At 62.7% G+C, this 20213-nt stretch carries 23 protein-coding genes; 15 read left to right on the top strand and 8 right to left on the bottom strand.

Annotated features, from left to right (window positions below; genetic code table 11):
- Nucleotides 1-83: 83 nt before the first annotated feature.
- On the bottom strand, nucleotides 84-1127 hold the full coding sequence (locus tag RNZ50_07825; GenBank protein ID MDT8854927.1) for an IS5 family transposase: 1044 nt from the start codon (nucleotides 1125-1127) through the stop codon (nucleotides 84-86).
- An 88-nt stretch (nucleotides 1128-1215) separates the two neighbouring features.
- Here RNZ50_07825 and RNZ50_07820 point away from each other — a divergent pair, with 88 nt between their 5' ends.
- From RNZ50_07820 to RNZ50_07810, 3 genes are all read left to right on the top strand, one after another.
- The gene (locus RNZ50_07820; protein ID MDT8854926.1) at nucleotides 1216-1923 is read left to right on the top strand and encodes a hypothetical protein; all 708 of its coding nucleotides are present in this window, start codon (nucleotides 1216-1218) and stop codon (nucleotides 1921-1923) included.
- A 560-nt stretch (nucleotides 1924-2483) separates the two neighbouring features.
- Complete coding sequence (locus RNZ50_07815) at nucleotides 2484-2927, top strand: hypothetical protein (protein MDT8854925.1); 444 nt, start codon at nucleotides 2484-2486, stop codon at nucleotides 2925-2927.
- Nucleotides 2928-3135: 208 nt separating this feature from the next.
- A complete protein-coding gene (locus tag RNZ50_07810; GenBank protein MDT8854924.1) occupies nucleotides 3136-3717 on the top strand; it encodes a rhomboid family intramembrane serine protease in 582 nt (193 codons plus the stop codon).
- A gap of 193 nt (nucleotides 3718-3910) precedes the next feature.
- Here RNZ50_07810 and RNZ50_07805 read toward each other — a convergent pair whose 3' ends face one another.
- Together RNZ50_07805 and RNZ50_07800 are read right to left on the bottom strand one after the other, a co-directional pair.
- Nucleotides 3911-5404 (bottom strand): tripartite tricarboxylate transporter permease, encoded by a 1494-nt coding sequence (locus RNZ50_07805; GenBank protein MDT8854923.1) that lies wholly within the window; start codon nucleotides 5402-5404, stop codon nucleotides 3911-3913.
- Nucleotides 5405-5415: 11 nt separating this feature from the next.
- The gene (locus RNZ50_07800) at nucleotides 5416-5865 is read right to left on the bottom strand and encodes a hypothetical protein (GenBank protein ID MDT8854922.1); all 450 of its coding nucleotides are present in this window, start codon (nucleotides 5863-5865) and stop codon (nucleotides 5416-5418) included.
- Between the two features lie 204 nt (nucleotides 5866-6069).
- Between RNZ50_07800 and RNZ50_07795 the strand changes: the two genes are divergently transcribed.
- The 3 genes from RNZ50_07795 to RNZ50_07785 all read left to right on the top strand — a co-directional run bounded on the left by RNZ50_07795 (nucleotide 6070) and on the right by RNZ50_07785 (nucleotide 7721).
- Nucleotides 6070-7062: a tripartite tricarboxylate transporter substrate binding protein gene (locus tag RNZ50_07795; GenBank protein ID MDT8854921.1), complete on the top strand. Its 993-nt coding sequence runs from the start codon at nucleotides 6070-6072 to the stop codon at nucleotides 7060-7062.
- Nucleotides 7063-7392: 330 nt separating this feature from the next.
- Nucleotides 7393-7557, top strand: coding sequence for a hypothetical protein (locus RNZ50_07790; protein ID MDT8854920.1), 165 nt, complete (start codon nucleotides 7393-7395; stop codon nucleotides 7555-7557).
- Between the two features lie 23 nt (nucleotides 7558-7580).
- Nucleotides 7581-7721, top strand: coding sequence for a hemin uptake protein HemP (locus RNZ50_07785; protein MDT8854919.1), 141 nt, complete (start codon nucleotides 7581-7583; stop codon nucleotides 7719-7721).
- 124 nt (nucleotides 7722-7845) lie between these two features.
- On the opposite strand, the gene RNZ50_07780 is transcribed toward RNZ50_07785, so the two are convergent.
- Nucleotides 7846-8172, bottom strand: coding sequence for a hypothetical protein (locus RNZ50_07780; protein ID MDT8854918.1), 327 nt, complete (start codon nucleotides 8170-8172; stop codon nucleotides 7846-7848).
- Nucleotides 8173-8226: 54 nt separating this feature from the next.
- On the opposite strand from RNZ50_07780, the gene RNZ50_07775 reads away from it, so the two are divergent.
- Genes RNZ50_07775 through RNZ50_07755 form a run of 5 tightly spaced genes read left to right on the top strand, consistent with a single transcriptional unit; the run spans nucleotide 8227 to nucleotide 12583 of the window.
- A complete protein-coding gene (locus RNZ50_07775) occupies nucleotides 8227-9498 on the top strand; it encodes an imelysin family protein (protein ID MDT8854917.1) in 1272 nt (423 codons plus the stop codon).
- A 15-nt stretch (nucleotides 9499-9513) separates the two neighbouring features.
- A complete protein-coding gene (locus RNZ50_07770; GenBank protein MDT8854916.1) occupies nucleotides 9514-9786 on the top strand; it encodes a (2Fe-2S)-binding protein in 273 nt (90 codons plus the stop codon).
- The gene (bfr, locus tag RNZ50_07765) at nucleotides 9761-10246 is read left to right on the top strand and encodes a bacterioferritin (protein ID MDT8854915.1); all 486 of its coding nucleotides are present in this window, start codon (nucleotides 9761-9763) and stop codon (nucleotides 10244-10246) included. The genes RNZ50_07770 and bfr overlap by 26 nt, the downstream gene beginning before the upstream one ends.
- Nucleotides 10206-11777, top strand: a complete 1572-nt coding sequence (locus tag RNZ50_07760) for a di-heme oxidoredictase family protein (GenBank protein MDT8854914.1) — start codon at nucleotides 10206-10208, stop codon at nucleotides 11775-11777. The genes bfr and RNZ50_07760 overlap by 41 nt, the downstream gene beginning before the upstream one ends.
- The gene (locus tag RNZ50_07755; GenBank protein MDT8854913.1) at nucleotides 11774-12583 is read left to right on the top strand and encodes an imelysin family protein; all 810 of its coding nucleotides are present in this window, start codon (nucleotides 11774-11776) and stop codon (nucleotides 12581-12583) included. The genes RNZ50_07760 and RNZ50_07755 overlap by 4 nt, the downstream gene beginning before the upstream one ends.
- Here the strand turns inward: RNZ50_07755 and istB (RNZ50_07750) are convergent.
- Nucleotides 12518-13279 carry an IS21-like element helper ATPase IstB gene (istB, locus tag RNZ50_07750; protein ID MDT8854912.1) on the bottom strand — a complete coding sequence of 254 codons (762 nt, stop codon included), beginning with the start codon at nucleotides 13277-13279 and terminating at the stop codon, nucleotides 12518-12520. The two genes, RNZ50_07755 and istB (RNZ50_07750), sit on opposite strands and share 66 nt — an antisense overlap.
- Nucleotides 13280-13291: 12 nt before the next feature.
- Nucleotides 13292-14830 carry an IS21 family transposase gene (istA, locus tag RNZ50_07745; protein ID MDT8854911.1) on the bottom strand — a complete coding sequence of 513 codons (1539 nt, stop codon included), beginning with the start codon at nucleotides 14828-14830 and terminating at the stop codon, nucleotides 13292-13294.
- A 96-nt stretch (nucleotides 14831-14926) separates the two neighbouring features.
- Between istA (RNZ50_07745) and RNZ50_07740 the strand changes: the two genes are divergently transcribed.
- Nucleotides 14927-15346, top strand: coding sequence for an imelysin family protein (locus RNZ50_07740; GenBank protein MDT8854910.1), 420 nt, complete (start codon nucleotides 14927-14929; stop codon nucleotides 15344-15346).
- Between the two features lie 3 nt (nucleotides 15347-15349).
- Nucleotides 15350-15511: a hypothetical protein gene (locus RNZ50_07735; protein MDT8854909.1), complete on the top strand. Its 162-nt coding sequence runs from the start codon at nucleotides 15350-15352 to the stop codon at nucleotides 15509-15511.
- A 61-nt stretch (nucleotides 15512-15572) separates the two neighbouring features.
- On the opposite strand, the gene istB (RNZ50_07730) is transcribed toward RNZ50_07735, so the two are convergent.
- On the bottom strand, nucleotides 15573-16388 hold the full coding sequence (gene istB / locus RNZ50_07730) for an IS21-like element helper ATPase IstB (GenBank protein MDT8854908.1): 816 nt from the start codon (nucleotides 16386-16388) through the stop codon (nucleotides 15573-15575).
- The gene (gene istA, locus RNZ50_07725) at nucleotides 16385-17893 is read right to left on the bottom strand and encodes an IS21 family transposase (protein ID MDT8854907.1); all 1509 of its coding nucleotides are present in this window, start codon (nucleotides 17891-17893) and stop codon (nucleotides 16385-16387) included. Before istA (RNZ50_07725) ends, istB (RNZ50_07730) begins: the two co-directional genes overlap by 4 nt.
- A 160-nt stretch (nucleotides 17894-18053) precedes the next feature.
- Here istA (RNZ50_07725) and RNZ50_07720 point away from each other — a divergent pair, with 160 nt between their 5' ends.
- On the top strand, nucleotides 18054-19019 hold the full coding sequence (locus RNZ50_07720) for a DUF1513 domain-containing protein (protein MDT8854906.1): 966 nt from the start codon (nucleotides 18054-18056) through the stop codon (nucleotides 19017-19019).
- A 143-nt stretch (nucleotides 19020-19162) separates the two neighbouring features.
- Nucleotides 19163-20188, top strand: a complete 1026-nt coding sequence (locus RNZ50_07715; GenBank protein ID MDT8854905.1) for a Fe(3+) ABC transporter substrate-binding protein — start codon at nucleotides 19163-19165, stop codon at nucleotides 20186-20188.
- Nucleotides 20189-20213: the final 25 nt, after the last annotated feature.

Raw genomic sequence — 20213 nt, 5'->3', positions numbered from 1 at the left:
CCGCCCATTTCGCCTCGCGGACCTTCGGTTCAGGGCCGTTTTTAGCGATGCGCGGGGCGATCTGCGTCCTTGGCCGACCGTTTTCAGGCTGGGTGCGGGTTGATGCGACCCAGTTGGCCGAGGCGGCGCATGTTGTAGGCGAGATTCTTCATGCCGACTTTGGCCTTCGCCCGCACCAAGCCGATGGTGCGCACCAGGGTGCCGCCCATGTCGTTGGCCTGCGCGCCGAAGATGTGCTCAACCCGGACCCGCACGGTGGATTTGGTGCGGTTGCTGCCCTTGGCCTGGTCGGTCAGCGGCTTGCCCCGATTGCCCTTGCGGTGGATGTGGCTTTTCAGTTTTAAGGCGCGGAGTTTGGCCTCCATCTCCTCGGACCGATAAGCAGCATCCGCCCACACGCCAGACCCGGTGTTGCCCTGCATCAGCAGATGATCCACTGCCTGGCTGTCATGCACAGCGGCGTCGGTGACGTGGTAGCGCCGGACCAGCTTATGCGTGCGGTCCACATTCACATGGTTCTTGTAGCCGTAGTGGCTCTTGCCGTGCTTTTTCGTCCAACGTGCGTCCACATCCTTTTGCACCCGTTTCGCTGGCTTATCAGCCCAATCCTCGGGGACCTCGCCCTTCTTGATCGTTGCGTTTTCATCGCGCGTGTTGTGATTGCGCGGCACCGGCACGATGGAGGCGTCCAGGATCTGACCGCCGCGCGCAATGTAGCCCCGCCGCGCCAAATGACCGTCAAACAACCCGAACAACTCCTCCACCTTGCCGGCCTGCGCCAGCGCATCGCGATACAGCCACACCGTCTTGGCGTCGGGCACCCGGTCACCAAGGCCCAACCCCAGGAAGCGCATAAAGGAAAGCCGGTCGCGGACCTGATATTCGATCTGATCATCCGACAGGTTGTAAAGCGCGCTCAGAACCAGCGTCTTGAACATCAGCACCGCATCTATCGGCTTGCGCCCCGCGCGGGACTTGCGATCCGCAACAGGCTTGCGCCAGACCCGCTCAAGAGCCGGACGAAACTCCTCCCACGGCACGACGGCATCAATTTCGACCAGCGGATCCCTTTTGGCATCGAGGCTCGCGTAACGGTCCGAAAGATCGAAAAAACCCATCTGCGCCATCGTTGCATCCCCAATGCCAGTTCACTGTCTCACCATACCGAAGTGCGGGGGATGGGGCAATTTATAGAGGTGCCCATATGTCGATTTTGTGCGCAACGGCTCGGTTGGCAATGGAGCCGCCCGGGAGGGAAACTCGCGCTGGCGCCGCCTGACAGACGAGCGTTCGCCTGGCGCCAAGTCGGCGTTCCATTTTGACGTGCAGGGCTCGGTTGCAAAATCCTCCCATGCCGGAATTCCATGGCTCCGATTCATCCGCCGCGCGCTGGGTGATCGGGTCCATTTCTGGCCCTTCGATGGCTGGGACATCCCGATTGGTAAGTCAGTGATCCTTGAGGCCTATCCGAAGCTGTGGAGTGCCAGCTTCCCAGCAGATGGCCGCACCCCAGATCAGCACGACGCCTACAGCGTTGCGGCATGGCTGTCGCAGGCTGCCCAGGATGGCAAGCTGCTTGAGGCAATGAAGCCCAGCCTCACGCCGCCAGAAGCCGCGGTCGCGCAAGTTGAAGGATGGATACTGGGTGTGCCATGGGAGGCGCCTGAGAAACAAAAAGGGAGGGCAAACCCAGCGGTGACACGGAGCCGATCAAGTGCGGGGAAGACGACAAAACTTGGTTACGTGAACAAGAACGGGCAAGAGGTGTTGAAGGCAACGGATCTTCCCGGGAACGATCACAATCAGGTTGTCTATGTGATGAGCTGCGGCAGTTGTGGGAAACGATACGGGGCAAACGGATCTGACATCTGGCAGCGGCGCTGTCCTGCCTGCGGGGGCGGTGCTGCGGGACTTGCATTCTGACGCGGTGTCGGACGCTGACTTGTCGAAGCGAGATTTCAGGCGGGTCAACAATAGGTCAACCTGTCTAACTACCTCGTTCCCCGTTTGGACCCGTCCGCTGCGGTTGGTTGCGGCGCGATGCAGTTAGAAAACGTCTAGCGTTCAATGGGTTATCTTGTAAGTGCTTGAAATCACAGGATGGCAGCTCTCCCGGGAGATGGGGCTCATAACCTGAAGGTCACAGGTTCAAATCCTGTCCCCGCAACCAAAAGCCTCTTGTTTATCAATCGCTTACGCCCCGCTTAACCGCGGGGCTTTTGCATGCCCGCATTCCAGGTCAACAATAGGTCAACAAAACGACCCAAACTGCGCAGGATTCCAACACGTTAGTAGCCAAACCCGCACCCGACCGCGCGAAACCGGATCAAAACGGGGTTTAACCCTCATGCAGCAGGTTCACCGTTAACCGTCTGGCCTGACCCTCTGCCGCAGCCAGGGAATGAGGGGTGTGTCCTGCTTCGTTTGATCGGCACCATCGCGTGCTGTAACGTCTGGTGGAAACTCCGAGTTCCGATCCTGCGATGTCGAATACCACTTCCCCGCGAAACTTGACCACTGTGCTTTGCCAGCGCCCGCACATCGACATGCTGAAGGCTTGCCAGGAAGTCGCTTCCCGCCACGGTCTCGTGGTCGAGGCAAAATACATGACAAGCGTGGATCTGCGATGGGGCTTCGATGTCGCCTTCCGCGTGTCGATCCCGCTCCCAGATGGCACTGCGCTCGACCCGGAAAGGCTACACTTTGAGGCACTTGCCGGGGCATTCGGATTGTCTGCCACCGATTACGGCCGCCAGTTCAGCACAGGTCGCGAGACCTTCCGAATTGTCGGCATTGACCCTCGCAGGCCGACGTATCCGGTTTCGGCCGAGCGCATCCCGGACGGACAGGGGTTCAAGTTCACCTCCCAACAAGTTGCTCTGTTGTTGAGGAAGGGGATGAAGGACGTAACGCCGAAAGGACAGTGATGACGTGTTCGGGCCAGAGCCGTCCTGGAGAACAGGCTCGGATGCCGCATCGCGCTATCCAGAAGCAGCCGTTTGTTTGGCTTGAGCCGCAAAGGGATTGGCCGCCGCGAATTCGCGTACTCAGAGACGGCATGCTGTGCTGCGCGCGAAAGTCGTTGAAGGCGCTATGGAGACGTATACTTTTGCCGACATGAGAAATCGGGATCACATGCGCGCATTCTTTCGGCGCGCCACGGCGCTTGTCGCCTTTGTCGCACTGCTCTGGGCGGTTCAGGTCGCAAACTGGATCATCGGTTATGGCTTCAACCCGGCCTTCGGCCTGATCCCCCGGCACGTCAGCGGGTTGGATGGCGTCATGGCAATGCCTCTCCTGCACGGAAGCTTCGCGCACCTGATGGCCAATACGCCGCCGCTATTGGTGATGGGTGTGCTGCTGGTGGCCACGACCACGCGGGCCTTGCTGTCGGTGAACACCGTGGTGATTGGCCTCGGCGGCGGCCTCGTCTGGCTTTTCGGAAGCTCCGCCATCCATATCGGTGCTTCAGGGCTGGTGTTCGGCTGGTTCGGCTTCCTTGTGGCGCGCGGCCTGGTGGATCGCTCGCCGATCACGCTGGGCGCGGCACTACTTGTCGGTGTCCTGTATGGCTCCATTCTCTGGGGCGTTCTGCCGGGTCAGCCGGGCGTCTCGTGGGAGGCCCACCTGTTCGGCGCTATCGCGGGCGCAATTGCTGCTTTCCTGATACGGACACACGTCCACGCTCCGCGCCTTGGCGACGTCAATCTGGAATGACGCAGCACACCCGGTCCGGAGCGGACGGTTGGCGCGCTGTTCGGCGGGCTTGAAGGCAGTGGTTCCCGGTCATGACAGCGTCGTTCCGAGGGCGGGGCTGGCCGTCGACAATCGTGATGAGCACAGAGTTGGCCCGCTCGAGGTGGCCCAGCGAAGCCGGTCGGCAGCGTTTCCAATGCTGTCGATATGTCCGTTACTTGGGAACCCCTGCGCTGCGGCCAGGCAGAAAAATCCCTCTGATCTTCCAGATCCCCGCCGCAGCGATCAGAGCAAGACAAATCGCGCTTACCGGATCGGTGAGCAGCACCATAGCGTCTCCCCGCGAGAAGAGCAGCGTTCGCCGCAGGTATTCCTCGAAGGCAGGCCCAAGGATAAAGCCCAGCACCAGCGGCGTGGGCTCCAGCCCCAGCCGCAACAGCGCCCAGCCGAACAATCCAAAGCCGAGCATCAGCCAAACGTCGAACAGCGAGTTCTGCACCGAATGCACCCCGATCAGGCTGATCACGAGGATGACCGGCACGAGCCTGCGGAACGGAATGCGCAAGAGCGCCGCCCAAACGCCCGCAAAGGGCAGGTTCAGAACAACGAGGATGATGTTGCCGATGATCAGGCTGGCCATCAGCGCGGAGAAAAGGTCGGGGTTTTGCGCGATGAAGCCGGGGCCGGGCAGGATCGCATGGATCATCAGCGCGCCCGCCAGCACGGCCATGACCGGGCTGCCCGGAAGGCCCAACGTCAACAGCGGGACCAAGGCCGCCTGCGCTGCGGCGTTGTTCGCGGCCTCGGGTGCTGCGACGCCTGCGACGGCGCCGGTGCCAAGCGGGCGGTCGCGTGGAGGGAAGCTGCTTTCCAGCCCGCGCGCGGCCAGTGCGGCCAAAAGCGTGCTGGCCCCGGGGATCACGCCCAAGACCGAGCCTACGGCCGTGCCGCGCAGCGTTGGCCATGCGCCCGCCCGCAGATCGGCGCGACTGGGCCATGGCCAGCGCACGCCGCGGATGGTTTCGGGCCGCCCCGAGGTTTCCAGCGCGCGGATGATTTCCGCCAGGCCAAAGATACCCATGACCAGCGGCACGAAACCGATGCCGTCGCGCAATTCCGGGATGCCAAATGTGAAGCGCGGCTGGCCGCCTGCCAAATCGGTGCCCACCAGCCCCAGCCCCGCCCCGATCAGGATCAGTGCAAGCGCCGGAAGCGCAGGCCCCGGCGACATGATCGCCGCCGCGAACAGTCCCAGTGCGATCAGTCCGACGAGGCCCGCTGGCGCGATGGCCGTGGTCATCGATGACAGCGGCACGGCCACCGTCGCGATCAGAACCGCCGTGACCAACCCCGCGAACAGCGACGCAAGCGCCGCCACCGCCAGCGCGGGGCCCGCCCGGCCCATCAGCGCCATCTTGTGCCCGTCCATTGCCGTGACGACGCCCGAACACTCCCCCGGCACATTCAGCAGGATCGAACTGGTGGAGCCGCCGTATTGTGCGCCGTAATAGATCGCGGCCAGCATGATCAGGGCGCCGGTCGGCTCCAGTGCAAAGGTAAGCGGCAGCAACAGCGCGAGCGTGGCCGCAGGGCCGATACCGGGCAGCACGCCGACCAGCGTGCCCAAAAGCGCCCCCATCAGGCACAAGAACAGGTTTTCCGGCGTCAGCGCCAAGGCAAAGCCTGCGGCCCAGGCGGCCATGTCCATCGCGGGCGCCCCTACAAAGTTGGCCAGAGCGGTGCCGTCGGCGGCAACAATATCCCGCCGATCACCGCAACCAATGCCATCAGCCCAAGAACCGTGGCAGCCAGCGCAGGCACCTTGCGCTCGCCCGCGCCCCAGGCAGCCATCGCAGCAGACAGCCCCGCCGAAACAACCAGCCCGGCAACCGGCAGCGTCAGCGCAAAGACCAGCACCGCGCCTAGAAGCGCAGGTCCGCTGAACCTCAGGCCCGCCGAAGGGCTGCCCGCGCTACACCCCGCCATTGAGGCGCGCGTCTGATCCGGCGGGCCCGACAGCCCACGGATCAGTGCCCAAGCGCCGCCAAGGCCGGTCACACCCACCCCAAGCAGTTGTGCCATCAGGCCCGGGCCAACATGCCCGCCAAGCCACGCGGGCTGATCTTGCGCCAGCACCAGTATGACGGTTCCGACAGCGGCGATTGCCAACCCTGGCAACATCCGCTGCACCGGCTTTGGCAACCCTCTCCGGCTGTGTCCTGTTCTGCGCACAGCGCGCGCTGTCACCCAAGGTTGCAAACGATCCCCACGATTCGTTTAGTTGACTGATTTAGTCAGATACGACATAACAGGTGGAGCCGCCAGTCTGATGGTCAGCCAATCCCTCACATTCCTGCTTTCCCGGAGCGAAAGATGATTCATCGTCGTATGCTGCTTGGCTCGGCACTCGCCGCGCCTTTCCTGTCCCTTTTGCCGCGCGTGGCCCATGCCGCCCAATGGCCCGCAGCGGGCCCCATCCGGCTGGTCGTAGCGCAAGGCGGCGGCGGCAATGCCGATGTGGTGGCCCGCATCCTTGTCGAGGCGCTGGAGCCCGCGCTTGGCCAAAGCATTGTCGTGGAAAACAACGGCACCGCGTCGGGAATGCGCGCAACCGAGGATGTCAGCAATGCCGCGCCTGACGGCTACACCCTTCTGGTCGGAACGTCGTCGCAGCTGGTCCACAACATCGCGTTGTTCGATCCTCTGCCGGTCGATATCACCTCGACACTGCGCGGCGTCGCGATGATCAACGAGGTTCCGATGGTGATGTGCGTGCCCGCAGATAGTCCCGATGCCGATCTCGCCGCCCTGACCGCGCGCATTCAGGCCGATCCGGCGGCATTCCAGTATGGATCCGGACCGGCGGGCACCACCACCCACATCACCGGGGCGTTGTTCTTGCAGCGCATCGGCGCCGGGGGCGTGGTCCACATCCCCTATCCGCGCAGCCCCGAGGCAATGGTCGACCTGATCGCAGGGCGGCTGAGCTTCGTGTTCGACCCGTCCCTGACCGCCATCGGGCAGGTGCAGGGGGGGGCCGTGCGGCCCTTGGGCGTCTCTGCCCCTGTGCGGCTGGCAGCTCTTTCCGAGGTGCCGACCATGGAAGAGGCCGGCCTGCCCGGCTTCGTCAGCCAGACCTGGAACACGATCGCAGCCCCGGCCGGCACACCGGACGACATTGTTACCGCGCTGAATGGCATGATCAACGAGATCGTGCAGTCCAACGCGATGCGCGCGCGTCTCGAGGAACTGGCCTCGATCGTGCCCGCGGCCAAGACCCATGCCGAGGTCGATGGTTACTACGCTGCACAGCGCGACACATGGATCCCCGTGGTCCGTGCGACAGGCACCCGCGTGGAAGGCTGAACCGGACCGTTCCGCCCTGCGCCGGGTGCTTCCGTCCGGCGCAGGGGTTCCGTCTTGCACCACAGGCAACAGGACCGTCCGCCTGTGTGGATCATCGCAGACTTACTCTGGCACATCGATGGCGTCGGGGCGCCATCACATCATCAAAGCCGCTTCCGAGTGGCTTCGAAACGTCGTGGACCCAAGAAGCCTGTGCTTGGGTGGCAAATATTTCCGACTGAAAGACTCGGATTGACACTCCTGAGTATTTTACTAAACTTAAGGAAACTGTGCACGACCGACTCCCGCCCGGGCGACGATGCACACTCGTGGTCAAAAGGGGCAGGGCCGATGCTGGCGCAGAAAAGTAGATCGGAAGCGAAAATCGACCTGCGCGACGGCGAGGTCGCCCAGACCGACCTGCTCGAAATCCTGAGCGAACTGCAAGGTTCATGTGATTGTTCGTGGGCGTGCTGGCTTGACTGGATGGTAAATGAGCGCAGGAGCCAGCCATGACGCAGATATCTGTCGCTAAAACGATGCCCACCTATATCGCCGAACCACCCGCATATGCGGCAGAACAACTGACCGATGGTGGAAATCAAGCGCGGATCGTTTTGCGGGACCAGGTTTATACTCTGCGCATCACACGCGCTGGCAAACTGATCCTAACAAAATGATGGCCCGTCCATGACCTCTCACGCATCTTTTCGAGGTGGTTCTGCCGTCGGGCAAATCCGTGACCTTGGCCCGGTTGAGGCTGGCGCTGTGCTTTATCTTCGCCTTTGGTGCGAAGGATCAGGTTCAAGAGATCGCCTCTGCGCCGACTTCCACACATCGCTTGGTGCGGAAGTCGGGCAGCAAGCCGTTCGGTGCATCGACGAAATCTGCGACATGCTTCTGCGATATGGTCGGCGCCCTTTGCTGCGGCACCATCTTGCCTGCACCTGCGTCGGTGCTGATGAAGCCTGTTTTGCCAACTTCATTGCGGCTGCATCGGAAGGCGACCGGGAAGATGCGGCGCTGATCGCGACACTTCTTGTACGGGCGGACCTTGCTCTTTGCCTGTTGAAACATGCCGAGACGGTTGGCTTGGCCTTGAAACAGATGGCGCTGCAGGCGGCCCGACATGGGCCACTTGACCCGCAGAACTCCACACTCCACTGAAATAAGGATGTCCAGTCAATGAGATCATTCACCCTCGCCACATGTGCGCTGATACTTTGCACGGCGATCTCGACCGCCGCCCGCGCAGATGTCAGCCGGACAGACGTCCTTGATACCTATGCCAACATTGCCGCGGCCAAGTATGCCGACAGCCTCAGCGCGGCGCAGGCGCTTGCACAGGCGGTGAATGCGTTTGTCGCCAGCCCCTCCGAGGCGACGCTTTCAGCCGCCCGCACGGCCTGGCTCGCCGCACGCGTGCCCTATCAGCAGACGGAAGTATACCGCTTCGGCAACGCGATCGTGGACGACTGGGAGGGCAGTGTGAACGCGTGGCCGCTTGACGAGGGACTGATCGATTATGTCGATGCAGCCTATGGCGGGCCGACTGATGCCAACGAACTGGCTGCACTCAACGTGATCGCAAATCCTGCAATCACCATCGCGGGGCAGGCCATCGACGCGAGGGCAATCACGCCTGCCCTGATCGCTGACACGCTGAATGAAGCCGACGGGATCGAAACCAATGTCGCGCGCGGCTATCACGCCATTGAATTTCTGCTTTGGGGGCAGGACCTGAACGGAACCGGGCCAGGCGCGGGCAACCGGCCCTCTTCCGACTACGTGCAAGGCGATGGCTGCACGAACGGCAACTGCGACCGTCGTGCGGATTATCTGGTGGCAGCGACCGAACTTCTGGTCAGTGATCTGAAGTATATGGCTGCCGAGTGGGCTGATGGTGGGGGCGCGCGCGCTGCCGTCATGGCAGATGATGGCACGGGGCTCGTGGCTATGCTGACCGGCATGGGCAGCCTGTCATATGGGGAACAAGCGGGCGAACGGATGCGCCTTGGCCTGATGCTGAATGACCCGGAGGAAGAGCATGACTGCTTTTCCGACAATACCCACAACAGCCACTACTACAACGGACAGGGCGTGCAGAACGTTTATCTCGGACGTTATGTCCGCACCGACGGCACCGTGATCGAAGGGCCATCGCTGGCCGCGCTGCTGGCCGCGACCAACCCGGCCCTTGATACCGAAATGCGCGCCCGGCTTGATGCGTCGATGGTGGCGCTCGGCGCGATCAAGACCGCAGCCGAAGGTGGCTTTGCCTATGACATGATGCTGGCGCAAGGCAATGCCGAGGGCGAGGCGCTGATCATGGCTGGCGTGAACGGGCTGATCGACCAGACCCGCAGCATCGAGCGCATCGTGAAAGCGCTTGGCCTTGATGCGGTCGCCTTTGAAGGGTCCGACAGCCTCGACAACCCTGCAGCTGTATTTCAGTAACGAAAGGCCGCGCCGATGATCGTCTGCCATTGCCAGTCCATCAGCGACCGGGACGTGCACGCGGCCATCGACTGGATGCGGGCGTCCGATCCCGACACGATCATCACGCCGGGCAAGATCTATCATGCGCTGGGAAAAGCGGCTGACTGCGGATCCTGCATGCCGCTTTTCCTTGCCACCATGCGACAGAATGCCAACCTGGAAGTCCCCATGCACCTTCGTGGCCTGCGCAAGCGCCACGAACCAACACAGGAAAACCCCAATGAAGGGCGACGCGAAAGTCATTGAATACCTCAACCGTGCCATCCGTGCCGAACTGACGGCGGTCAGCCAATACTGGTTGCACTACCGGCTGCAAGAGGACTGGGGGCTTGGCCACATGGCCAAGAAAAGCCGCGAAGAAAGCATCGAGGAGATGCAGCACGCTGACAGGTTGATCGCGCGGGTCATCTTCCTCGAGGGGCATCCGAACCTGCAAAAGCTGGACCCGCTGCGCATAGGGCAGACCCCTCGCGAGACGCTGGACTGTGATTTGGCGGCCGAACAGGAGGCGCGGGCGCTTTACGGGGAGGCGCGTGAGTATTGTGCCCAAGCGGGCGACTACGTGACCATGAAGCTGTTTGAGACCCTGCTGGCAGACGAGGAAGGTCACATCGACTTTCTGGAAACGCAGATCGACCTGTACGACAAGCTCGGAGCCGAACGTTATGCCCAACTCAACGCCTTGCCAATGGATCAGGCCGAATAGTCGTGTCGTCCTGTTGGCCCTTTCTCTTGCGGGCGTAACCCCGTGGATCGCCGTGGCACAAGACCTCGGCGATCCGCACCTGACCGTGATCCCACGCACACCCGAAGAAGCTGCCCGGATCGCGGCCGTTACATCCCTTCCCTTGGATTTCTCGGTGACGGGGGCATTCGAAGCGCTACCCGGGGGGGCGGCCACAGTACGCGCCCGAACCACCCCGGACGCCTTTTCCGATCCGTCCGGGAATATCAGTTTCGAGCGTGAACTTGATTTCCGGGTAGGAAATGGCCTCTTCCGCAAGCTTTGGGTGTCTTCGCCGTCTTCGACGCTTGCCTCGGATGGGCTCGGGCCACTTTACAATGCGCGGGCCTGCCAAAGCTGCCACATCAAGGATGGGCGAGGCCACCCACCCGAAGGGCCGCAGGATGCAGCGGTGTCGATGTTCCTCCGCATCTCGATCCCGGCACCGTCGGATAACGAACACGCCGCCGCGATGGCCGCCATCGAAGGCTACCTCGCCACCTTGCCCGACCCAGTTTATGGCAGCCAACTGCAGGATTTCGGGACCGCCGGGCATCCGTCCGAATACCGGCTCGACGTTGGTTATGAAGAGATTGAAATAGCACTGTCCGAAGGCGAAACTGCGACATTACGTCGGCCGACCTACACGGCTGCTGACCTTGGCTACGGCCCATTGCATCCTGATGCGATGCTCAGCCCGCGGGTGGCAAACCAGATGATTGGCCTTGGCTTGCTTGAGGCAGTTCCCGCTGCCGATATTCTTGCGCTGGCCGACCCGGACGATGCCGATGGCGACGGTATCTCGGGACGGCCCAACATCGTCTGGTCGGTGGAGTTCAATCAGCCGATGCTTGGCCGGTTCGGCCACAAGGCGGGGATGCCCACGATCCGCGAACAGTCAGCGTCAGCGTTCGCAGGTGACATCGGCATTTCGACGCCGCTATTTCCCGACTTGTGGGGTGATTGCACGGCAACACAGTCGGAATGCCGACAGTCGATCCACGGCGCTGACGCCGGACAGGACGGGTTCGAGGTCGACGACCATGGCCTTGACCTGGTCACCTTCTACAGCCGAAATCTTGGCGTGCCAGCACGGCGCGGCGAGGACGCCCCGGAGGTTCTGCAAGGCCGCGAAGTGTTCCACGCAAGCGGCTGCGCTTCATGCCATCAGCCCAGCTTTGTGACGCATCGGCTGGCAGATCAGCCTGAACAGAGTTTTCAGTTGATCTGGCCCTACACCGACATGCTGCTGCATGACATGGGCGAAGGTTTGGCTGACCATCGCCCCGAGGCCCGCGCAACCGGCACTGAATGGCGCACCGCACCATTGTGGGGGATCGGTCTGACCGAACTGGTCAGCGGACATGCAACCTTTCTGCACGACGGCCGGGCACGCAGTCTGTTGGAGGCAATTCTTTGGCATGGCGGTGAGGCGCAAGCCGCGCGCGACCGCGTGGTCACGATGTCTGCCGCCGATCGTGCAGCCCTCATCACCTATCTGGAGAGTTTATGAAACGCGTCCTGCTTCCCGCGATGATCACGCTTTGTGCGGCGACGGCAGTTTCGGCCGATGTGAATGAGGTCGTCTCGGCGCAGATTCTGCCGGGTTTCGCACGGTTCGCCGACGCAGCGATGCTGCTGGAAGCCGCTGCGCGATCCGATTGTCGTCCGGCGCAGGTACGGCCTGCATTTCAGACCGCGTTCGATGCCTGGACGCAAGTTGCAGACATGCGGATTGGACCGTCCGAAACTGCAGCGCTGTCGATAGCGTTCTGGCCCGATGATCGCGGTTTCACGCAGCGCGCACTCTCGGCACTTACAGCCAATGAGGATCCCATCGCGCGTGATCCAGTGGCCTTTGCAGATATCTCGATCGCGGCCCGCGGCCTGTTCGCACTGGAAATGCTGCTCTATGACCCGGCTTTTTCAGAGTATGGTCTTCAGGATTACACCTGCGAACTTGTCCGGACAGCTGCCGCCGATCTTTCGCGTCAGGCCACCGATCTTGAACGCGCATGGTCGGATGGCTTTGCGCGGACCTTGATCACTGCCGGAGCGGCCGATAACGCGACCTATCTGTCCGGTGACGAGGCAACAGGCGTGCTTTATACCCAGATTCTTGCCGGATTGCAGATGATGCGGATTTCGCGGAGAATGGGCGCTGATTTCGCGCGATCGTGGGCACGCGTTTCGCGCCATTCTGGGCAGTCATTTCACGGGATCGTGGGCAGGCTGGCCGACGCTTTCATGGAGTCAGGCTTGAACGATTTGGTCAAGCTTTTTTGTGACGGCGGAGCGCCTGCGCAGGCTTTCACCTGAGAGGGTGAGGCGGTGTGCGTTGTGAACGAGGCGGTCGAGGATGGCATCTGCGAGCGTTGGGTCGCCGATGGCTTCGTGCCACTGGTCAACGGGGAGTTGGCTTGTGACGATGGTGGAAGCGCGGCCGTGGCGGTCTTCGAGGATTTCCAGCAGGTCACGGCGCTCCGGGGCGGTGAGGACGGCGAGGCCCCAATCGTCAATGATCAGCACATCCATGCGGGCGATGGTTTTGAGGATGCGTTCATGGCGGCCATCGCCACGGGCCAGAGCAAGGGCCTCGAACATGCGCGGCGCACGTTGATAGAGGACGGGCCGCCCATCCCGGCACGCCTTGTGGCCAAGGGCGCAGGCGATCCAGCTTTTGCCCAAACCGGTCGGCCCGGTTATCAGCAGGTTCTCGTGCCGGGCGATCCAGCCGCCATCGGCAAGATGCGCCATGACACTGCGGTCAAGACCACGTGGGCTGCGCAGGTCCAGATCCTCGACGCTGGCATCTTGGCGCAGAGCCGCAAACTTGAGCCGGGAGGCCAGTTTCTTGGTGTCGCGCTCTGCAGCCTCGCGGTCGACCAGCAGGCCGAGACGCTCTTCGAACGAGAGGGCGTCGAAGGCGGTTGACCTGCGTTGTTCTTCGAGCGCCGATGCAATGCCGGTCAGGCCGAGCGCCAACAGTCGGTCGTGGGTGGGATGGGTCAGCATTTTAGTCCTTTCTCAATGGTAATAGCTGCCGCCACGAATGTTGGCGTGCTGGAGGGGGGCGACCTCTTCGGAGCCTTCCAGGAAGGCGCGATCGAGGCCGGTCTTGAGGATCGAACGAATGGAGGTGACGGTGCGGGCCCGGATGGTCACACCCCGCTGGCAGGCCGCATCAACGCGCTCCGGCCCATAGGTTTTGACCAAGGCCAGCACACCCAGGCAGGTGCGGAACCCCTGTTCAGGATGGGGGCGGTCAGCCATCACCATCTCGCAAAAGGCGGCGACGGCGGGGCCGGTCTTGGTTGCCTGCGCCAGCATTCTGGCCGGGGTCCATTCGGCAAAGCGACGATGGGCCGATGGCATATGGTCGGCCACGGTGACATGGCTGCGCCGCCCCGGGGTGCGCACGTGGCTCGCAACCCTCTGACCACGATGGAATATCTCGACCGTCTGGCCGCTTGTGCGAACATCGACCTCTTGTTTGATCAGCGCGAAGGGCACGGAATACCATGAGCTGTCGACCTCAACGTGATAGTCGGGTGCCACGCGGGCGCGCTTCCAGCGGGCGAAGACATAAGGTTCGGGCGGTAGGGGCTGAAGATTGGGCCGATCCAAAGTGGCAAACAGATCGGCGCGGCTGGCGCCATAGCCGCGCATCACGCGCATGTTCAACTCGTCCAGCAGCCGCCGGATCGCCACGTTCAACTCGGCCAATGAGAAGAACCGGTGGTTCCGCAGCCGCGCCAGAATCCAGCGTTGTGCCACTTGGACAGCCACTTCCACCTTCGCCTTGTCCCGGGGTTTGCGCGGCCGGGCGGGCAGAACGGCGGTGCCATAATGCGCCGCCATCTCGGCATAGGTCCGGTTCAGCCCCGGATCAAACCGGTCTGCCTTGATCACGGCGGACTTCAGATTGTCCGGAACCACCGCCTTTGGCACGCCGCCCAGAAAGGCGAACATCCGGATATGCGCGAGGATCCAATCTTCCAACCCCTCCGATGCCACCGCCTCGGCATAGGTGTGATTCGATGCCCCCATTGCCGCCACGAACAGCTTCATGGCCCGCGCTTCGCCGGTCGTGGGGTCGATCACGTCGATGGTGTCGCCGGCAAAGTCAACGAACACCTTCTCGCCGCCCACATGTGTCTGGCGCATCGTCGGGCGCACCCGACCCTTCCAAGCCTCGTAATGCGTGCAAAACCAAGTATAGGCAAAACCCCCGGGGTGCGCGGCACGGTATTCTTCCCAGAGCAGCATCCGCGTCACCCCAGGGCGGCGCAACTCGCGGTCAATCTCCGCCCAGTCGGGCACAAGCCGCTCCGCGTCCGGCACCGTGGGCGGGGCTGGAAACAAAAGAAGTTCAAGGCTGTCGTCATCGATCCCCTCCGGCAAGGGCCACGTGAGCCCGGCATGACGCGCCCGTTGGGTGTAGCTTCCGACGCTCCCCTTGCTCAGACCGAGGGAAGCGGCAATGGACCGCTCGCTCAGGCCTTGCCCAAGCTTCAATCGCAAAACATCTCGTATCCGGCGCATGTTCAATCGTCCTGTCGGCATCAAGCCACCCCTTCATTCCTGAAGGCGCAACTATCCTCAATTTGCCGACCAGACCTGCCCGCGATCCCGCGAAATCAGTGCCCAGCTTCACGCGAAATGACTGCCCATGATCCCGTGAAATCGATGCCCACCATCAAGCGAAACACGCAGATGACGTCGGATAGCAGGCTCGCCCGTCCGATGGGCACGTTCGAGCGCCCGCGCCCGCGTCTGGCCGAAGCCTGGCGATCGGGTCGGTCCTTGCGAAACGTCGTCTTGGCGGCCGAGGCAGCGCATGCCTTCGCCCATTCCCTTGCCGATGGTGCCTTGCCACGCACGGACGCGGCTCTGGAAGACGTCCTTGCGGCGGCCGCGCGTATCACCGACCCGGGTTTTCAGGACGTGGGAGATCCTCAGGCAAGGCTGCGGATCGAAGTGCTGCAGCAGTCAGTTCGGGCGATGCACTCGGCAATAGAGGTCGAGATCGGGGCTGCCCTCGACATCGTGCCGGGGTTCAATTCCCTTGATGGAGATTGATCCATGACCACGCGCCGCGGCTTTATTGCAGCCCTCTTGGCCGCAGGTTCTGTTCCGCACATCGGATGGGCGGCTGTTGGCGACCCTGCCTATCTTGCGGCCGCGCAAGAACAGGATGGTGGCTTTGCGCTGTTCGGTGTAGCGCGTCAACCAGCATGTCCGTGACCGTCAACCACGTTGGCCGGTTTTAGGCCGCTGGGTTGGCGTATCTGGAATTGTTTTTCGCTCAGCCTTCTCCTTTGTCCTTGTTGTCGGCGATGGTTGTCGTTGGCGGTCTGCTCAGCGCCTCTTTGTTGGAGGCGGCCGCGCGCTGGCGGAAGCTTTCGGCATTCATCTCCAGGATCGCTGCGTGATGAACCAGCCGGTCGATGGCGGCGACGGTCATCGCCTTGTCCGGGAAGATCTGGTCCCAGCCGCTGAAGGGCTGGTTGGCGGCGATGGCGATGCTGCGGCATTCGTAGCGCCGGGCGATCAGCTCGAAGAGCACGCCTGTCTCGGCCTGATCCTTGTGGGCGTAGGTGATGTCGTCGAGGATGATCAGGTCGAACTTGTCGAGCTTGGCGAGCGCGGCTTCGAGCACCAGATCGCGGCGGGCGGCCTGAAGTCGCTGCACCAGATCGCTGGTGCGGGTATAGAACACGCGGTGTCCCCGCTCGATCAGGGCATGGCCTATCGCGCAGAGAATGTGCGTTTTGCCCGTGCCGGAATTGCCGATGGCGATCAGGTTGCCGCCACCCTCCAGCCAGTCGCCGACCGCCAAGGCCTCGATCCGGGCGCGCGGCAGGGTTGGCAGCGCCTTGAAGTCGAAGGTCGCCAGCGTCTTGCCAGCCGGTAGCTGTGCCTCGTTCATGTGGCGCTGAATGCGGCGCATGTCGCGCTCGGCCAGTTCGTATTCCGCGAGGACAGCCAGAAAGCGGGCAGCGGGCCAGCCTTCGGTGTCGGCACGGGTGGCGATGTCGGCCCAAAGCTTGTGGAAGCTGGGCAGGCGCAGCGCGGTCAGCATGCCTGGCAGCGTGTGGATGTCGATCTCGCGGGAGGTCATGCGCAGGCTCCCAGAAGGGCATCGAAGCTGTCGAGCGAGGGATGGGCGACGGCAACATCTCTCGGCAGCGCCGTTTGCCGCGGGTTCAGGCAGGATGCCAGAGGTCCGGGATCGGGCACCCGGCCCGCGTCCAATTCTGCTGCCAGCAGATGTGCCAGTTCCGCCTCGCAGGCCCGGTCGTGGGCGATGAACAGCAGGTCGACCATGCGGCGGCAGGCGTCGCGGCGGGGCAGATCGCGCTGCAGCACCTTCCAGGCCTCAGCGTATTCGGTTCGCGGGAACAGGCTGTCGCGGTAGATCGAACTCCACAGGGCTTGCGGTTTGCGCCGCAGCGCATGGATGACGTGATGGTAGTTGATGACATGCACGCGATGGCCATCGCCGCGACCTCGCGCCCTTGTATGGCTGACGACCAGGGTGCTGCCGAGAAAGGCCTCAAGGCGATCGTCGTAAAGGTGGACCCGCAAGCGCTGCCCGATCAGCTGCGACGGGGCGCTGTAGAAGATGCTCTTGACCAGAAAGCCGCTGGTGCGGGTGACCGGAACCACGGTCTCTGTAAAGTCGGTGGTGCGCCGGCGCGGCAGGGGCTTCAGATGCGCCCGTTCCACCTGCGTGGCCGCCGCCCGCTGCCGGTTGCGCCGTGCCACCAGAATGTCGATGAAGCGGCGGTAGTCCTCAATGCTGGCGAAGTCGCGGCTGCCGCGCAGGATCAGCGCCTGTTCGATGGCCTTCTTCAGGTGCCGGTTCTGGGATTCCACCGCGCCGTTCTCATGAGCTTCCCCGCGGTTGTTGCGACTGGCCTCCATGCCGTAATGGCCGACGAAGGCATTGTAGCGCGTGGTGATATCCTGGCGCTGGTCAGCCGTCAGGTTGCGGAAAGCGGCCGAGAGGCTGTCGGTGCGATGCTCCTGTGGTGCCCCGCCGAGCGACCAGAGCGCCTGCTGCAGGTTCTCGGCCAGGGCCGTGAAGCTCTCCCCGCCCAGGACCACCCCGACATGCTCCCACCGGCTGTAGACCATGACGAAGTGGTAGAGCAGATGCGGGAATAGCTGGCCCGCGATCGTCACCTCCAGCTCCTCGGCATGAGTGAAGTCGGACTGGGCCATGCGGCCCGGCTCCGGCGTCTGGCGGAAGATGATGTCGCGCTCGGGCCCGTTCAACGCCCGCCACTGCCGCACCCGCCGTTCCAGGGTGCGCCGGATCCGGTCATCGGGGAAGGCCAGCGGATGCAGGCCCTGAAGGTGGCGCAGCAGGGTGACGGCCTGCAAGGCGCTGTCCCTCTCCAGCAAGGGAAGGATGTCGCCCTCCCAAAAGCCTTCGAGGGGATCGGCCACCGTGCGCCCGTGAACGATCTTGCGGTTCGAGGGCAGCGTCGGATTGGCATCGAACCGTCGGGCCGTGCGCTCACTGAACCCGGCGCGGGCGGCCGACGTGCGCTGACTGTGATATCGGAGGTCGGACATGTATAATCTCAATTGCTGGTCGTTGATGGGTTTGTAGGCCAACCCGGATCCTCCGTTTGACGGCAGAGGAACCCGGCTTACCAACCCGCAGCGACCAGCACCTTCCCCGAAATCAATCAGGCCGGTGCGGCTGCCCTCCAGACGGGCATGCCCGTCTTCCGTTCAGCCCCACCGGCCAAGGTGGTTGTCGGCACCGGCCAAGATGGTTGTCGCTGAACAGTTCGGCCTGGGCAAAGATGGCGCGCAGGCGTTTCGCGTGCCGCTGCCAGCCCGGGGCCACGCGGGCGCAGGACACCCCTTTCGTGCCGAGGCTGTGGCATTTGCGCGTCGTCCTGGCACCTACGCACTGGTCATCGATTGCGCGACGGGCGCGGTGTGCGCACGGCTTGCACCCCCCGAGGGGCGGCAGTTCAACGGCCACGGGGTGTTTTCGACGGACGGCGCGATCCTCTTCACCGCCGAGCAAGACCGCGACAGCAGCCTGGGCGTGATTGGCATCTGGCATGTGGACGCAGGCTATCTGCGGAGTGGCGAAATCGCCAGTCACGGGATCGGCCCGCATGACCTGCGCCTGATGCCTGATGGTCGGACGCTGGTGGTGGCCAATGGCGGCATTGCCACGGATCCGACCGACCGCACGAAGCTGAACCTCGACACAATGCGCCCGAACCTTTCCTATCTTGCCCTCGATGGCACACTGCTGGAACAGGTGGAGCTTGATGTTGCACTTAGGCCGAACTCCATTCGCCACCTCGCGATCCGTGCTGACGGACTGGTCGCATTCGCGATGCAATGGGAAGGCGGGGCAGGTGCTGCGCCGCCGCTTCTGGCGCTGCATCGTCGGGGTGAGGTGCCGTTGCTCCTTGTCGCGCCTTTTGCCGACGAGTTGGCGATGCAAGGTTATGCCGGCAGCATCGCTTTCAGCGGCAACGGTGAAGAGGTTGCCATCACCTCTCCGCGCGGCGGCCGGCTCCACCGCTTTTCGGCTTCGGGTAAGTTTATCGGCTCGGTTTCGCGCACCGATGTTTGTGGGCTCGCAGCACACGAGGACGGATTTTTGGCGAGTGACGGGCTTGGGGGATTGATCACTATTGCCGAGGGTCAGCCACGCCGCCTCGCCAGCACAAGCTGCGCTTGGGACAATCACATCGTTTCACTGGCAGATTAATCGACATTGTGCCCGCTGGACGACGCACCTACGCACCCTGTGATTGATGAGTAATTCAGTCAAGAATATTGACTCGGCTTCGCAGCGACGGTATTCGATCATACCTGACAAATTTTGTCAGGCTCTATGTAAAGGAGACGAACATGCGTCCACTACCCTTTCTTGCGGCGGCGCTGTGCGCCTTTGTGGCCGGGCCACCGGCAGCGTTCGCGCAAGGCGAAATCAACATCTACTCTTCGCGCCACTACGACAACGATGACAAACTTTATGACCAGTTCACCGCCGCAACCGGCATCACCGTGAACCGGATCGAAGGCAATGCCGACGAGATTACCGAGCGCCTGACTGCCGAGGGTGCCAACAGTCCGGCCGATGTTCTGCTGATGGTGGATGCTGGCCGGATGTTCCGCGCCGATCAGGCGGGGCTGTTGCAGCCGGTCACCTCGGCCGTGCTTGAAGAGCGCATTCCGGCGGAACTGCGTCATCCGGAGGGTCACTGGTTCGGCTTTGCGACCCGCGCGCGGGTTTTCTTTTACGACAAGGAAAAGGTTGCCACCCCGCCGCAGACCTATGCCGATCTGGCAAAGCCCGAATACAAGGGCATGATCTGCATGCGGTCAGCCAGCAACATCTATTCGCTGTCGCTGATGGCCTCGATCATTGCACATGAAGGCGAAGAGGCCGCCACGGCCTGGGGCGCCGGGTTGCTGGCAAACCTTGCGCGCGAACCCGAAGGCGGCGACACCGATCAGTTGCGGGCTATTGCTTCGGGACAATGTGCCATTGCTGTGTCCAATACCTATTACTTTGCCCGCGCGCTCGCCGAAACTGTCTATGGATTGACTCCGGCGGATGGTGCCGAGCGGATTGGTTGGGTGTTCCCGAACCAGGCGGACCGTGGCACGCATATCAACATTTCGGGTGGTGCGATTGCAGCAAACGCGCCCAACCGTGACAATGCGGTTGCCTTCCTCGAATACCTTGCATCGGACGAGGCGCAGCAGTTCTTTGCCGCGATCAACTATGAGCATCCCGCCGTGCCGAATGCTGCCGTCGATGCAGTGGTGCAGGGCATGGGTACCTTCAAGGCTGACACGCTGAACCTTGCGGCCTTGGGCGAACATCAGGCCCGCGCGCAGGAAATCTACAATGAGCTTGGCTGGAAGTAACACCGATACAGTCAACAACAGCTTG

The organism is Paracoccaceae bacterium Fryx2 (assembly GCA_032334235.1).
GTDB lineage: Bacteria > Pseudomonadota > Alphaproteobacteria > Rhodobacterales > Rhodobacteraceae > JAVSGI01.
Note: the sequence above shows the minus strand (reverse complement) of the source record. Positions and strands in the feature narration are given on the sequence as shown.

What these genes read in the sequence shown, in the direction of transcription:
- RNZ50_07825 (MDT8854927.1), bottom strand. Translation starts at nt 1,127, where the DNA reads ATGGCGCAGATGGGTTTTTTCGATCTTTCGGACCGTTACGCGAGCCTC.
- RNZ50_07815 (MDT8854925.1), top strand. Translation starts at nt 2,484, where the DNA reads ATGTCGAATACCACTTCCCCGCGAAACTTGACCACTGTGCTTTGCCAG.
- RNZ50_07810 (MDT8854924.1), top strand. Translation starts at nt 3,136, where the DNA reads ATGCGCGCATTCTTTCGGCGCGCCACGGCGCTTGTCGCCTTTGTCGCA.
- RNZ50_07805 (MDT8854923.1), bottom strand. Translation starts at nt 5,404, where the DNA reads ATGGACATGGCCGCCTGGGCCGCAGGCTTTGCCTTGGCGCTGACGCCG.
- RNZ50_07795 (MDT8854921.1), top strand. Translation starts at nt 6,070, where the DNA reads ATGATTCATCGTCGTATGCTGCTTGGCTCGGCACTCGCCGCGCCTTTC.
- RNZ50_07790 (MDT8854920.1), top strand. Translation starts at nt 7,393, where the DNA reads ATGCTGGCGCAGAAAAGTAGATCGGAAGCGAAAATCGACCTGCGCGAC.
- RNZ50_07785 (MDT8854919.1), top strand. Translation starts at nt 7,581, where the DNA reads ATGCCCACCTATATCGCCGAACCACCCGCATATGCGGCAGAACAACTG.
- RNZ50_07780 (MDT8854918.1), bottom strand. Translation starts at nt 8,172, where the DNA reads ATGTCGGGCCGCCTGCAGCGCCATCTGTTTCAAGGCCAAGCCAACCGT.
- RNZ50_07775 (MDT8854917.1), top strand. Translation starts at nt 8,227, where the DNA reads ATGAGATCATTCACCCTCGCCACATGTGCGCTGATACTTTGCACGGCG.
- RNZ50_07770 (MDT8854916.1), top strand. Translation starts at nt 9,514, where the DNA reads ATGATCGTCTGCCATTGCCAGTCCATCAGCGACCGGGACGTGCACGCG.
- bfr (MDT8854915.1), top strand. Translation starts at nt 9,761, where the DNA reads ATGAAGGGCGACGCGAAAGTCATTGAATACCTCAACCGTGCCATCCGT.
- RNZ50_07760 (MDT8854914.1), top strand. Translation starts at nt 10,206, where the DNA reads ATGCCCAACTCAACGCCTTGCCAATGGATCAGGCCGAATAGTCGTGTC.
- RNZ50_07755 (MDT8854913.1), top strand. Translation starts at nt 11,774, where the DNA reads ATGAAACGCGTCCTGCTTCCCGCGATGATCACGCTTTGTGCGGCGACG.
- istB (MDT8854912.1), bottom strand. Translation starts at nt 13,279, where the DNA reads ATGCTGACCCATCCCACCCACGACCGACTGTTGGCGCTCGGCCTGACC.
- istA (MDT8854911.1), bottom strand. Translation starts at nt 14,830, where the DNA reads ATGCCGACAGGACGATTGAACATGCGCCGGATACGAGATGTTTTGCGA.
- RNZ50_07740 (MDT8854910.1), top strand. Translation starts at nt 14,927, where the DNA reads ATGACTGCCCATGATCCCGTGAAATCGATGCCCACCATCAAGCGAAAC.
- RNZ50_07735 (MDT8854909.1), top strand. Translation starts at nt 15,350, where the DNA reads ATGACCACGCGCCGCGGCTTTATTGCAGCCCTCTTGGCCGCAGGTTCT.
- istB (MDT8854908.1), bottom strand. Translation starts at nt 16,388, where the DNA reads ATGACCTCCCGCGAGATCGACATCCACACGCTGCCAGGCATGCTGACC.
- RNZ50_07720 (MDT8854906.1), top strand. Translation starts at nt 18,054, where the DNA reads ATGGTTGTCGCTGAACAGTTCGGCCTGGGCAAAGATGGCGCGCAGGCG.
- RNZ50_07715 (MDT8854905.1), top strand. Translation starts at nt 19,163, where the DNA reads ATGCGTCCACTACCCTTTCTTGCGGCGGCGCTGTGCGCCTTTGTGGCC.